Here is a 13,050-nt window from a genome sequence, read left to right on the forward strand (position 1 = left end):
GTCGGCTCAGCCACCGGTCACCTCCAGGATGCGGGACCAGACCACGTCGCCGTCGGGGTCGAGTCCCTCGTCGACGGCGGTCTGGCGCGTGCGGAGCACCGCGGCGTAGTCGCGCGGGAGCACCTTCGTGAAGCGGGCGAGCGCGGCGTCCCCCTCGGCGAGGAGGGTCGCGGCGACCGCGGAGTCGGTGTGCTCGAGGTGCTGCTCGAGCAGGTCGCGGACGATCTCGTGGTCGGCGCTGCCGAGCTCGTGCAGCTCGAGCTCGCCGCCGGAGAGCGACTCGCGGTTGACCTTCGCCTCGGCCAGGTCGAGCACGTAGGCGGTGCCGCCCGACATGCCGGCGCCGAGGTTGCGGCCGGTGCCGCCGAGGATGAGCGCGAGCCCGCCGGTCATGTACTCGAGCGCGTGGTCGCCCACGCCCTCGACCACCGCGGTCGCACCGGAGTTGCGGACCAGGAACCGCTCCCCCACGATGCCGCGGATGAACATGCTGCCCTGCGTCGCTCCGTAGCCGATCACGTTGCCCGCGATGACGTTGCGCTCGGCGACGAAGCCCGCCTCGGTCGACGGCCGGACGATGATCTGGCCGCCCGAGAGTCCCTTGCCGACGTAGTCGTTCGAGTCGCCCTCGAGCTTCAGGCGGATGCCGCTCGGCAGGAAGGCCCCGAACGACTGGCCCGCGCTGCCGCGCAGCGTGACGTCGATCGATCCGGTCGGCAGGCCCTGCGCACCGTGGCGGACGGTCACCTCGTGGCCGAGCATCGTCCCGACCGCGCGGGCGGTGTTCCTGACCGGCAGCTCGATCTCGACGCGGCCGCCCTCCTCGAGGACGATCCCGGCGCGTCGGATGAGCTCGTTGTCGAAGTGCTCGTCGAGCTCGTGGTCCTGCGGCCGGCCGTTGCGGCGGGGCTCCGACGTGGAGAAGTCCGGACCGACGAGCACGGGCGTGAGGTCGAGGCCCGACGCCTTCCAGTGCCGGACCGCGCGGTCGACGTCGAGCAGCTCGCGACGGCCGATCACCTCGTCGAGCGACCGGTAGCCGAGCTCGGCGAGGTACTCGCGCACCTCCTGGGCGATGAACTCGAAGAAGTTCACGACGAACTCGGGCTTGCCCGTGAAGCGCTTGCGGAGCTCCGGGTTCTGCGTGGCGACGCCCACCGGGCACGTGTCGAGGTGGCAGACGCGCATCATGACGCAGCCCTCGACCACGAGCGGCGCCGTGGCGAAGCCGAACTCCTCCGCGCCGAGCAGCGCGCCGATCACGACGTCGCGCCCCGTCTTCAGCTGCCCGTCGACCTGCACGACCACCCGGTCGCGCATGCCGTTCAGCATGAGCGTCTGCTGCGTCTCGGCCAGGCCGAGCTCCCACGGCGTGCCCGCGTGCTTCAGCGAGTTCAGCGGGCTCGCCCCCGTGCCGCCGTCGTGGCCGGAGACGAGGATGACGTCCGCAAGCGCCTTCGCGGTGCCCGCGGCGACCGCGCCGATGCCCGACTGGCTCACGAGCTTGACGTGCACCCGGGCGTTCGGGTTCGCGCGCTTGAGGTCGAAGATGAGCTGCTTCAGGTCCTCGATCGAGTAGATGTCGTGGTGCGGCGGCGGCGAGATGAGCCCGACGCCGGCCGTCGCGTGCCGGGTGCGCGCGACCCACGGGTACACCTTGGTCGGCGGCAGCTGCCCGCCCTCGCCGGGCTTCGCGCCCTGTGCGAGCTTGATCTGGATGTCGTCCGCGTGCGTGAGGTACATGCTCGTGACGCCGAAGCGGCCCGAGGCGACCTGCTTGATCGCGCTGCGCCGCTCTGGGTCGAGCAGGCGGTCCAGGTCCTCTCCGCCCTCGCCGGTGTTCGACTTGCCGCCGAGCCGGTTCATGGCGATCGCGAGCGTCTCGTGCGCCTCCTTGGAGATCGAGCCGTAGCTCATCGCACCCGTCGAGAAGCGCTTCACGATCGACTCGACCGGCTCGACCTCGTCGATCGGCACCGGCGGCCGCACGCCCGTGCGGAGCGCGAACATGCCGCGGAGGGTCATGAGCTGCTCGGCCTGCGTGTCGACCATCGAGGTGTACTCGCGGAAGACGTCGTACCGACGGTTGCGCGTCGAGTGCTGGAGCCGGAACACGGTCTCCGGGTTGAACAGGTGCGGGGAGCCGTCGCGCCGCCACTGGTACTCGCCGCCCGTCATCAGGCGCTCGTGGGCGCGCACCGCGACATCCGCCGGGTAGGCCACCTCGTGGCGCGACCGGTTCTCGGACGCGACGACGTCGAGCCCGACGCCGCCGAGCTTCGAGGTGGTGCCGGTGAAGAACTCGTCGATGAACTCCTGCGAGAGTCCGACCGCCTCGAACGCCTGGGCGCCCGCGTACGACGCGATGGTCGAGATTCCCATCTTCGACATGATCTTCAGCACGCCCTTGCCGAGCGCGGTGATGACGTTGCGGACCGCCTGCTCGGTGGTGACGCCCGTGAGCACGCCCGACCGGACGAGCTCCTCGCACGTCTCCATCGCCAGGTACGGGTTCACCGCCGATGCGCCGTAGCCGACGAGCAGCGCGACATGGTGCACCTCGCGGACGTCGCCCGCCTCGACGACGAGGCCCACCTTCATGCGGGTCTCGGAGCGGATCAGGTGGTGGTGCACGGCCGACAGCATGAGCAGCGACGGGATCGGCGCGAGGTCCTTCGTGGTGTCGCGGTCGCTCAGCACGATGAAGGACGCACCCTCGTCGATCGCCTCGTCGACCTCGCGGCACAGCTCGTCGAGGCGCTCGCGCAGCCCCTCCGGGCCCTCGTCGACGCGGTACAGGCCGCGAAGCGTGCGGGTCGCCCGCGCGCCCGACGGCGCCGTCATGTGCACGATCTTCGCCAGCTGGTCGTTGTCGATGACCGGGAAGTCGAGCGAGACCTGCCGCGCGTGCTCGGGGCCGGCGAGCAGCAGGTTCCGCTCCGGGCCGAGCGACGTCGACAGCGAGGTGACGACCTGCTCGCGGATCGAGTCGAGCGGCGGGTTCGTGACCTGCGCGAACTGCTGCGTGAAGTAGTCGAACAGCAGTCGCGGGCGCTGCGAGAGCACGGCGACCGGCGTGTCCGAGCCCATCGCGCCGATCGGCTCGGCACCGGTGCGCGCCATGGGGGTGAGGAGGATCTTGACCTCCTCCTCGGTGTACCCGAAGGTGCGCTGGCGGCGGTTGACCGACGCCGGCGGGTGCACGATGTGCTCGCGCTCGGGCAGATCGGTCAGGCGGATGCGGCCCTCGTCGAGCCATTCGCCCCACGGCTCGGATGCCGCGAGCTCGGCCTTGATCTCGTCGTCCTCGATCAGCCGGCCGGCCTCGGTGTCGACGAGGAACATGCGACCCGGCTGCAGGCGGCCCTTGCGCACGACCCGGCGCTGCGGCAGGTCGATGACGCCGATCTCGCTCGCGAGCACGACGAGCCCGTCGTCGGTCACGAGGTACCGGCCGGGGCGCAGGCCGTTGCGGTCGAGGGTGGCGCCGACGAGCGAGCCGTCGGTGAAGACGATCGCGGCGGGGCCGTCCCACGGCTCCATGAGCATCGAGTGGTAGTCGTAGAACGCCCGGCGGGCCGGGTCGATCTCCGCCTGCTTCTCCCATGCCTCGGGGACCATCATCATGACGGCGTGCGGGAGGCTGCGGCCGGCGAGCGTCAGGAGCTCCACGACCTCGTCGAACGACGCGGAGTCGCTCGCGCCGGGGGTGACGATCGGCATGAGCGGGGCGAGGTCGCCGAGCGCCTCTGACTCGAGCTGCGACTGGCGCGCCCGCATCCAGTTGCGGTTGCCCTGGATCGTGTTGATCTCGCCGTTGTGCGCGATCATGCGGAACGGCTGCGCGAGCGGCCACGACGGGAACGTGTTCGTCGAGTACCGCGAGTGCACGAGCGCGAGCTTGGAGGCGAAGCGCTCGTCGGACAGGTCGGGGTAGAACGGCTCGAGCTGGAGCGTCGTGACCATGCCCTTGTAGACGAGCGTGCGGCTCGACAGCGACGCGAAGTAGAGCTCGAGTTCGCGTTCGGCGCGCTTGCGCAGCCGGAAGGTCAGCCGATCCAGCGCGATGCCCGTCAGGTGCGCACCGTCGGCCGTGTTCGCCGAGCTCCGCACGTAGAGCTGCTGGACGACCGGCATCGCGGCGCGGGCGAGGGTGCCGAGCTCCTCCGGGCGAACGGGCACCTCGCGCCATCCGATGACCTCGAGGCCCTCGGAGGCGGCGATCCGCTGCAACTGCTGCTTGACCTGGCTGCGCCCGGTCGGGTCGACCGGCAGGAAGGCGTTGCCGACCGCGTACGCGCCGGCGTCGGGCAGCGGGAAGTCCACGACCTCGCGCAGGAAGGCGTCCGGCACCTGCGTGATGATGCCGGCGCCGTCGCCCGTGCCCGCGTCGGAGCCGACCGCGCCGCGGTGCTCCAGGTTGCGGAGCGCGTCGAGCGCGGCCGTGATGATGTCATGCCCGGCGGTGCCGCGTAGCGTCGCGACCATCGCGAGCCCGCAGGCGTCCTTCTCGGCGGCAGGGTCGTACATGCCCTGTGCGGGGGGCGTGAGTCCGAACCTGGAGTGGGGAGGGGGAAGCGACACGTTGGACCGTCCTCGGTATCTCGGTGGCAACGGGGGACGTCGTCGGCCCACGAAGGAGGATTCGCGGCGCAAGGTGCGGCGCCGCGGTGGAGAACGCGGTGGTGGCGAGGCCCCTGCTACGAGGCTGAGCGGCTCGAGCTTGTGGCAGCCGGCTCGCCGTGGTCGTTCTCACCCTCGACGCCATCGTCGAGAGAGTCGGAGTCGGACTCGGTGTCGTCAGAGTCTACCTCAGCATCGGCGGGCGTCCATTCGCGCCCGGGCCGGTAGACGCTCGGCTCGATGCCGGTGTGCCGGCGGGTCTGCACGAAGATGATGACGAGGCCGATCGCGATCGCGAGGAACGACGCCCACACGTTGGATCGGATGCCGAGGAACATCTCGCTCGGGTCGACGCGGATGGTCTCGAACACCGCACGTCCCGCGCCGTACCAGATGAGGTAGGCGCCGAACATCTTGCCCCAGCGGAGGCGGAACGCGCGCTCGAGGGCGAGCAGGACCACGACGCCGAGCAGGTTCCACACGATCTCGTAGAGGAAGGTCGGGTGGAAGAGGGTGCCCTCCGGCAGGCCGGCGGGGAAGGCCGCGTTGTCGGCCTCGATCTCGAGGCCCCAGGGCAGGTCGGTCGGCCAGCCGAAGAGCTCGTGGTTGAACCAGTTCCCGAGGCGGCCGACGGCCTGCGCGACGAGCAGGCCGGGGGCGAGCGCGTCGGCGAAGGACCAGAAGCGCAGGCCGGTCAGGCGGCAGGCGATGATCACGCCGATCGCGCCGCCGATCAGCGAGCCGTAGATGGCGTTGCCGCCCTCCCAGATCGCGAAGACCTTCCACCACTCCTGGCCGGCGAAGTAGTCGTCGGGGTGCGTGACCACGTGGTAGAACCGGGCGCCGATGATGCCGAGCGGCACGGCCCACAGCACCACGTCGAGCACGATGCCCGGCTCGGCGCCGCGCTTGGTGAGGCGGCGCGACGTGATGATCGTCGCGAGGATGATGCCCGCGAGGATGCACAGGGCGTACATCTGGATCGGGAGCGTGCCCCACGGCAGGGGGATCTCGAGGGTGCGCCACTCCGGGTCGGGGCTCGGGATGCTGAGCGGTGCGATCACGCCGGCGTCTGCCTTTCGTCGATGGTGCTGGGGTGCCGTGGGACGGCGGCCCCGTCGAGACTACTTCACTGTCGGGCGGTGCCGCGCGCGAGCTCCGCCGCGAGGGCGGCGACCCCGTCGACCCCGCCGTCGGCGAGGGCCTTCACGAGCGCCGAGCCCACGATCGCGCCCTCGGCGTACTCCAGCACCTCGGCGACCTGCGCCGCGGTCGAGATGCCGACGCCGACGCAGCTGGCTGGCGCTCCGGCATCGCGCAGCCGGCCGACGAGCGTGCGGGCCGCACGGTCGACATCGCTGCGCGCACCGGTGATCCCCATCGTGGAGACCGCGTAGACGAAGCCGCGGCTGGCGTCGACGGCCCGCCTGATGCGGGCGTCGGTCGAGGTGGGCGCCGCGAGGAACACGCGGTCGAGCCCGGTGCGCTCGGAGGCGGCGATCCAGTCCGCGGCCTCGTCGGGGATCAGGTCGGGCGTGATGAGGCCCGCTCCCCCGGCGGCGGCGAGGTCGTCCGCGAACCGGTCGACGCCGTACTGCACCACGGGGTTCCAGTACGTCATGAGGAGCACGGGGGCGTCGACGCGCTCGGTGACCCGCCGCACCGCCTCGAAGCCGTGGGCGAGCCGGAAGCCGTTCGCGAGCGCCTGCTGGGTCGCCGCCTGGATGACGGTGCCGTCCATGACGGGGTCGGAGTACGGCAGGCCGAGCTCGAGCGCGTCCACGCCCTGCTCGACGAGGGCCACGGCCGCCTCGACGCTCTCGTCGAGGGTCGGGAAGCCGACCGGCAGGTAGCCGATCAGTGCCCCGGCGGCCTCCTCGTTGCGCCGCGCGATGACGGGCCCGACGTTCCTCACTGCTCGCCTCCGTCGTAGAGCCCGAAGTAGCGGGCCGCGGTGTCCATGTCCTTGTCGCCGCGACCGGAGAGGTTCACGAGGATCGTCGCGTCGCGACCGAGCTCCCGGCCGAGTTCGAGCGCGCCCGCGAGGGCGTGCGCGGACTCGATCGCCGGGATGATGCCCTCGGTGCGCGTGAGCAGGCGCAGCGCCTGCATGGCGTCGTCGTCGGTGACCGCGCGGTAGTTCGCACGCCCGAGCGCCGCGAGCCACGAGTGCTCCGGCCCGACGCCGGGATAGTCGAGCCCGGCCGAGATCGAGTGCGACTCGATCGTCTGGCCGTCCTCGTCCTGCAGCAGGTAGCTCCGCGCGCCGTGCAGGACGCCCGGTCGGCCCATCGAGATCGTGGCGGCGTGGCGGGGCGTCTCGACGCCCTCGCCGCCCGCCTCGAAGCCGTACAGCGCGACGTCGACGTCGTCGAGGAACGCGTGGAAGATGCCGATCGCGTTGGATCCGCCGCCGACGCAGGCCGCCACCGCGGTCGGGAGCCCGCCGGTCAGGTCGAGGACCTGCTGCCGGGCCTCCTCGCCGATGATCTTCTGGAAGTCCCGCACCATCTCGGGGAAGGGGTGCGGTCCGGCGACCGTGCCGAAGATGTAGTTCGTGCTCTCGACGTTCGTGACCCAGTCGCGCATGGCGTCGTTGATCGCGTCCTTGAGGGTGCGCGAGCCCGTCTTGACCGCGATCACCTCGGCGCCGAGCAGGCGCATGCGGGCCACGTTGAGGGCCTGCCGCTCGGTGTCGACCTCGCCCATGTAGACGGTGCAGTCGAGTCCGAACAGCGCGGCCGCCGTCGCGGTCGCCACGCCGTGCTGCCCCGCGCCCGTCTCGGCGATCACGCGCTGCTTGCCGATCCGCTTGGTGAGCAGCGCCTGGCCGAGCACGTTGTTGATCTTGTGCGACCCGGTGTGGTTCAGGTCCTCGCGCTTGAGCAGCACGCGCGCGCCGCCGGCGTGCTCGGCGAAGCGCGGCACGTCGGTGAGGATCGAGGGTCGCCCCGTGTAGCTGCGGCCGAGCTCGGCGAGCTCCGCGCCGAACGCCGGGTCGAGCTTGGCGAGGTCGTACGCCTCCGAGAGCTCATCGAGCGCGGCGATCAGGGATTCGGGCACGAAGCGCCCGCCGAACTCGCCGAAGTAGGGACCGGTCTGGGCACGAAGGGCCATGTCACACCGCCAGGAATGCTGAGAGGTTCGAGATGGGGTCGCCCGTGACGAGGGCCTCCCCCACGAGCACTGCGTCGGCGCCCGCCGCGCGGTAGTGCGCGACGTCGGCCGCCGACAGCACCGCCGACTCGGCGACCTTGATCGCGCCCTCGGGGAAGCGGTCGACGATGCGCCCGAACAGGTCGCGGTCGAGCTCGAACGTCGTGAGGTCGCGGGCGTTCACGCCGATGAGCTTCGCGCCGAGCCGAGCGGCGCGGTCGAGCTCCTCGGCCGAGTGCGTCTCGACGAGCGGGGTCATGCCGAGCTCGGTGATGAGGCCGTAGAGCTCGGCGAGCGTCGCGTCGTCGAGCGCGGCGACGATGAGGAGGACCATGTCGGCGCCGGCGGCGCGCGCCTCGAAGACCTGGTACGCCGTCGCGATGAAGTCCTTGCGCAGGATCGGCAGCGAGACCGCCTGCCGCACCGATTCGAGGTCGGCGAGCGAGCCGCCGAACCTGCGGCCCTCGGTGAGCACGCTGATCGCGCTGGCGCCGCCCAGCTCGTAGGTCCGCGCGAGCGCGGCGGGGTCGGTGATCGTCGCGAGGGCGCCGCGCGACGGGCTCGAGCGCTTGATCTCGGCGATGACCTTGATCCGCTCGGCGGGCGCGAGGGCGTGCAGCGCGTCGAGTGCGTCGGGGCGCGCGAGGGCGGCCGCCTCGACTTCGGCCATGGGCCGGTCGGCGCGACGCGACTCGGCGTCGGCGACGGCGTTCGCGGTGAGCTCGGCGAGCACGCGTCAGTGCGCCCTGGGCGCGACCTTGTCGCCGTCCACGCCGTAGCCGGCCCGGGCGAGGGCCCAGCCGGTGACGAGGCCGACGACGAGCAGGCCGACGGACGCCCACACCAGCCACTGCACGTCGAAGAAGAACGCGACGGTGCCGATGGCGAACGCGAGGAGCATGATCACCACGGCCGTCCACGCCGCGGGCGAGTGTCCGTGGCCGGGGTCAACGTGCTGCTCAGTGCTCATGGTGCTCCTTCTGTGCGGGGTCGGGGAAGAGTCTAGCGGGTGCGGTCAGGGTCGTCCGTCGGCATCGCCGGGCGCCGGGGGCTCGGATGCCGTCGGCGGTTCGGGTGCCGTCGGCGGCTCTGGTGCCGTCGGGTCGTCGCCGCGACTGAGGTCGTCCCAGTCATCGACGGCGCGATCCGACGGGACGGCCTCGCCCCGTCCGTCCGCGGCGAGCCGCACGCCGCCGCCGTACCGGCGCGACGTCGGCCAGGCCTTCGCCGTCACGACGACCGCGAGGCCGGCCACGACGACGAGCGCGCCGCTCGCGACCGCGATCGCCGGCCACGCGGTCGCCGCGGTCGCGGCGACGAGTTCGGCGGTCGGTCCCGCGCCGGCGACGCCGGTCGCATCGGCCACCGCGGACGAGACGGCGGCCACGGGGTCGGCGATGGCGATCGACGCGGCGAGCACGACGCATCCGCCCAGGACCGCCGCGAGCAGGCCCAGCACGATCCGGATCGCCGGACCGGCGATCGCCAGCGCGCCCGCGAGCGCGAGACCCGCGAGGGCCAGCGCCGACAGCGCGGGCGACGCCGTCTGCCCGCCCACCTCGAGCGCCGCCGGCCCGGTCGCCGAGCCGGCCACGAGGGTCACCGAGTACCAGGGCCGGCTCCACGCCAGCAGCGCGAGCCCGGATCCGACGAGGATGCCGAGGATCGCGGCGAGCTTCAGGCGGCCTCCGCGCACGCTCACTCCGACCGGACGCGGCGCATCGCGTTCGCCACCGCGACCGCGCGCAACGGCGCGGCCGCCTTGTTGACCGACTCCTGGTACTCCGACTCGGGATCGGAATCGGCGACCAGGCCCCCGCCCGCCTGCACCCGGGCCACGCCGCCGATGATCGTGGCGGTGCGGATCGCGATGGCGAGATCCGCGTCGCCGCCGAACCCGAAGTAGCCGACGACGCCGCCGTAGACGCCGCGCTGGGCGGGCTCGAGCTCGTCGATGATCTCGAGCGCGCGCGGCTTCGGGGCGCCCGACAGGGTGCCCGCCGGGAAGGTGGCCCGGAACACGTCGACCGCGTTGGCATCCGGGGCGAGGTCGCCCTCGACCGACGAGACGAGGTGCATGATGTGGCTGAACCGCTCCACCCGCATGAACTCGGTCACCTCGACGGTTCCGGCCGTGCAGACCTTCGCGAGGTCGTTGCGGGCGAGGTCGACGAGCATGAGGTGCTCGGCCTGCTCCTTGGGGTCGGCGATGAGCTCGTCCTCGAGGTCGGCGTCGTCCTCCGGCGTCGCGCCCCGCGGCTTCGAGCCGGCGATCGGGTGCGTGTACACGCGGCCGTCCTCGACCTTGACGAGCGCCTCGGGCGACGATCCGACGATCCAGTAGGGCTCGCCCGTGACGTCCTCGAGGTGGAGCAGGTACATGTACGGACTCGGGTTCAGGCTCCTCAGCACGCGGTACACGTCGATCGGGTGCGCCGACGCGTCCTGCTCGAACCGCTGCGAGACGACGACCTGGAAGATGTCGCCCTCGCGGATGTACTCCTTGGAGCGCTCGACCGCGGCGAGGAAGTCGGCCTTCTCGGTGCGGTACCGCGGGTCCGGCATGCGGGACAGGTCGATCTCGGCGAGATACGCCTCGGCGGGTTCGGCGAGCGCCGCCTGCATCCGGTCGAGGCGCTGCTGCGCATCGGTCCAGAGCTGCTCGGCGGGCTCGTCGCGGTCGTTGAGCACCGACGCCACCAGCTGCACGGTGCCGGTCCGGTGGTCCATCACCACGAGCTCGGAGACGAACGCGAACGCCTGCCCCGGCACGGCGAAGTCTGCCGGCGGGCGGTTCGGCAGGTGCTCGATCTGCCGGATCGCCTCCCAGCCGATGAACCCGACGAGCCCGCCGGTGAGCGGCGGGGCGCCGGGGACGTCCTCGGTCCGCCAGCGCTCGTAGAGCGCCTCCAGCGCGGCGAGCGGCGCGAGGTCGGCGGCGTCGGCGCCGAGCGCCCGATCGCGCGACATCCCGTAGTCCAGCCACTCGACCCGCCCCTCGCGGTCGGTGAGCACGCCGTGCGAGCCGGCGCCGACGAACGAGTAGCGCGACCAGATGCCGCCCTGTTCGGCGGACTCGAGCAGGAAGGTGCCCGGCCGGCCGCCGGCGAGCTTGCGGTAGATGCCGACGGGCGTCTCGCCGTCCGCGAAGAGCTCCCGCACGACCGGGACGACCCGGCGACCGGGCAGCAGCGCGGCGAACTCGTCGAAGCGGGTGGTGGCGCTGCGGGCGGCCGTCATCGTGCTCCTCCGGCGGACTGGTCGGGGTCGGGGGCACCGGCGACGACCTCGAGCGGGTCGCCGTCGAAGCAGGTGCGCGTGCCCGTGTGGCAGGCGGCGCCGACCTGCTCGACGCGCACGAGCAGGGTGTCGGCGTCGCAGTCGAGCGCGGCCGAGCGCACGTACTGCGCGTGTCCGGACGTGTCGCCCTTGCGCCAGTACTCCTGCCGCGACCGCGACCAGAAGGTCACGCGACCCTCGGTCAGCGTGCGCCGCATGGCCTCGCGATCCATCCAGGCGAGCATGAGCACCTCGCCGGTGTCCCACTGCTGGATGACCGCCGGGATGAGGCCGTCGGCGTTGAACGCGGCCCGGTCGACCGCGGTCGCGTCGGGCGTCCAGGACTCGGCGTCGCGCTCGAGCTCCTCGTCCTCGCGGTAGGTCATCGCACCGTCCTCCCGTCCGCGGCGAGGGCCTGCTTGACCTCGCCGATCGTGAGCTCGCCGTTGTGGAACACGGATGCCGCGAGCACGGCGTCGGCGCCCGCGGCGATGGCGGGCGCGAAGTGCTCCAGTGCGCCCGCGCCGCCCGAGGCGATGACGGGCACCGACGACAGCTCGTGCATGAGCCGGACGAGCTCGAGGTCGAAGCCCGCCTTCGTGCCGTCGGCGTCGATCGAGTTCACGAGCAGTTCGCCCGCACCGAGTTCGATGGCCTGCCGCGCCCACTCGAGCGCGTCGAGGTCGGTCTCCGTGCGGCCGCCGTGCGTGGTGACGACGAAGCCCGAGCCGGTGCGGTCGGACCGCTTCACGTCGAGGGAGAGCACGCACACCTGCGCCCCGAACCGGTCGGCGATCTCGGCCACCAGGGCCGGTCGAGCGATCGCGGCGCTGTTGACGCCGATCTTGTCGGCCCCGTGGCCGAGCAGGCGGGCGACGTCCTCATCGGAGCGGACGCCGCCGCCGACCGTGAGCGGGATGAAGACCTGCTCGGCGACCCGGCGCACCATGTCGTAGGTGGTCGAGCGGTCGTCGACCGTCGCGGTCACGTCGAGGAAGGTCAACTCGTCCGCGCCCTGCGCGGCGTAGCGCGCGGCGAGTTCGACGGGGTCTCCGGCGTCCCGGAGGTTCAGGAAGTTGACGCCCTTGACGACGCGGCCGGCGGCCACGTCGAGGCACGGGATCACGCGGACGGCGAGGCTCATGGGGCGACCTACAACCGGGCCGCGTGGATCGCGCTGACGAGGATCGCCCGGGCGCCGAGCTCGTACAGCTCGTCCATGACGTGGTTCGTCTCGACGCGCGGGATCATGACGCGCACGGCGACCCACTCCGGGTCGTGCAGCGGCGACACCGTCGGCGACTCGAATCCGGGCGCCGCGGCGGTCGCCGCCTCGAGCCGGGCCACGGGCACGTCGTAGTCGAGCAGCACGTACTGGCGCGCGACGAGCACGCCCTGGAGGCGCCGCACGAGCGTCTGCGTGCCGGGCTGGTCGACGCCGGAGCCGATGAGCACAGCCTCGGAGTGCAGGATCACCGGACCGAAGATCTCGAGGCCCGCCTTTCGGAGGGTCGACCCCGTCGAGACGACGTCGGCGACCGCGTCGGCCACGCCGAGGCGCACCGCGGACTCCACCGCGCCGTCGAGCTTGACGAGGTTCGCGGTCACCCCGCGCTCGGCGAGGAAGTCGCCCACGAGCCCCGGGTAGCTGGTCGCGACGCGCACGCCGTCGAGGTCGCCGAGCTCGGCGTGCTCGCCGGGCGGGCCGGCGAAGCGGAAGGTGGAGTCGCCGAAGCCGAGCGGGGCGATCTCGATGGCCTCGCTGCCCGAGTCGAGCAGGAGGTCGCGACCCGTGATGCCGACGTCGAGGGCGCCGGAACCCACGTAGGTGGCGATGTCGCGCGGACGGAGGTAGAAGAACTCGACCCCGTTGCGGGGGTCGGCGACGACCAGCTCGCGCGAGTCGCGTCGGCCGGTGTACCCGGCCTCGAAGAGCATCTGCGCGGCGGTCTCGGACAGCGAGCCCTTGTTGGGCACGGCGATTCGGAGCAT

11 protein-coding genes are annotated in these 13,050 nt (G+C 72.2%); all 11 read right to left on the reverse strand.

From position 1 onward, the window contains the following. Positions 1-6 precede the first annotated feature (6 nt). The 11 genes from gltB to hisG all read right to left on the reverse strand — a co-directional run bounded on the left by gltB (position 7) and on the right by hisG (position 13,050). Positions 7-4,530 carry a glutamate synthase large subunit gene (gene gltB, locus ABD230_RS01945; protein ID WP_344369066.1) on the reverse strand — a complete coding sequence of 1,508 codons (4,524 nt, stop codon included), beginning with the start codon at positions 4,528-4,530 and terminating at the stop codon, positions 7-9. A 170-nt stretch (positions 4,531-4,700) separates the two neighbouring features. Beyond that, positions 4,701-5,687 (reverse strand): prolipoprotein diacylglyceryl transferase, encoded by a 987-nt coding sequence (lgt, locus tag ABD230_RS01950; protein WP_344369067.1) that lies wholly within the window; start codon positions 5,685-5,687, stop codon positions 4,701-4,703. A 65-nt stretch (positions 5,688-5,752) separates the two neighbouring features. Then, positions 5,753-6,538: a tryptophan synthase subunit alpha gene (trpA, locus tag ABD230_RS01955; protein WP_344369068.1), complete on the reverse strand. Its 786-nt coding sequence runs from the start codon at positions 6,536-6,538 to the stop codon at positions 5,753-5,755. Further along, positions 6,535-7,740, reverse strand: coding sequence for a tryptophan synthase subunit beta (gene trpB / locus ABD230_RS01960; RefSeq protein ID WP_344369069.1), 1,206 nt, complete (start codon positions 7,738-7,740; stop codon positions 6,535-6,537). Before trpB ends, trpA begins: the two co-directional genes overlap by 4 nt. A 1-nt stretch (position 7,741) precedes the next feature. After that, a complete protein-coding gene (gene trpC, locus ABD230_RS01965) occupies positions 7,742-8,512 on the reverse strand; it encodes an indole-3-glycerol phosphate synthase TrpC (protein ID WP_344369070.1) in 771 nt (256 codons plus the stop codon). A gap of 3 nt (positions 8,513-8,515) precedes the next feature. Next, a complete protein-coding gene (locus ABD230_RS01970) occupies positions 8,516-8,749 on the reverse strand; it encodes a DUF6704 family protein (protein WP_344369072.1) in 234 nt (77 codons plus the stop codon). Between the two features lie 45 nt (positions 8,750-8,794). After that, positions 8,795-9,475: a Trp biosynthesis-associated membrane protein gene (locus ABD230_RS01975; RefSeq protein WP_344369074.1), complete on the reverse strand. Its 681-nt coding sequence runs from the start codon at positions 9,473-9,475 to the stop codon at positions 8,795-8,797. A gap of 2 nt (positions 9,476-9,477) precedes the next feature. Then, a complete protein-coding gene (locus ABD230_RS01980; protein ID WP_344369076.1) occupies positions 9,478-11,019 on the reverse strand; it encodes an anthranilate synthase component I in 1,542 nt (513 codons plus the stop codon). Continuing rightward, on the reverse strand, positions 11,016-11,444 hold the full coding sequence (gene hisI, locus ABD230_RS01985; RefSeq protein ID WP_344369077.1) for a phosphoribosyl-AMP cyclohydrolase: 429 nt from the start codon (positions 11,442-11,444) through the stop codon (positions 11,016-11,018). The genes ABD230_RS01980 and hisI overlap by 4 nt, the downstream gene beginning before the upstream one ends. Further along, positions 11,441-12,202 carry an imidazole glycerol phosphate synthase subunit HisF gene (gene hisF, locus ABD230_RS01990; protein WP_344369078.1) on the reverse strand — a complete coding sequence of 254 codons (762 nt, stop codon included), beginning with the start codon at positions 12,200-12,202 and terminating at the stop codon, positions 11,441-11,443. Before hisF ends, hisI begins: the two co-directional genes overlap by 4 nt. 8 nt (positions 12,203-12,210) lie before the next feature. Continuing rightward, positions 12,211-13,050, reverse strand: coding sequence for an ATP phosphoribosyltransferase (gene hisG / locus ABD230_RS01995; protein ID WP_344369079.1), 840 nt, complete (start codon positions 13,048-13,050; stop codon positions 12,211-12,213).

Origin of the sequence: Agromyces tropicus (assembly GCF_039531345.1) — a bacterium.
Lineage (GTDB): Bacteria > Actinomycetota > Actinomycetes > Actinomycetales > Microbacteriaceae > Agromyces > Agromyces tropicus.

What these genes read in the sequence shown, in the direction of transcription:
- gltB (WP_344369066.1), bottom strand. Translation starts at nt 4,530, where the DNA reads ATGTACGACCCTGCCGCCGAGAAGGACGCCTGCGGGCTCGCGATGGTC.
- trpB (WP_344369069.1), bottom strand. Translation starts at nt 7,740, where the DNA reads ATGGCCCTTCGTGCCCAGACCGGTCCCTACTTCGGCGAGTTCGGCGGG.
- ABD230_RS01970 (WP_344369072.1), bottom strand. Translation starts at nt 8,749, where the DNA reads ATGAGCACTGAGCAGCACGTTGACCCCGGCCACGGACACTCGCCCGCG.
- ABD230_RS01980 (WP_344369076.1), bottom strand. Translation starts at nt 11,019, where the DNA reads ATGACGGCCGCCCGCAGCGCCACCACCCGCTTCGACGAGTTCGCCGCG.
- hisI (WP_344369077.1), bottom strand. Translation starts at nt 11,444, where the DNA reads ATGACCTACCGCGAGGACGAGGAGCTCGAGCGCGACGCCGAGTCCTGG.
- hisF (WP_344369078.1), bottom strand. Translation starts at nt 12,202, where the DNA reads ATGAGCCTCGCCGTCCGCGTGATCCCGTGCCTCGACGTGGCCGCCGGC.
- hisG (WP_344369079.1), bottom strand. Translation starts at nt 13,050, where the DNA reads ATGCTCCGAATCGCCGTGCCCAACAAGGGCTCGCTGTCCGAGACCGCC.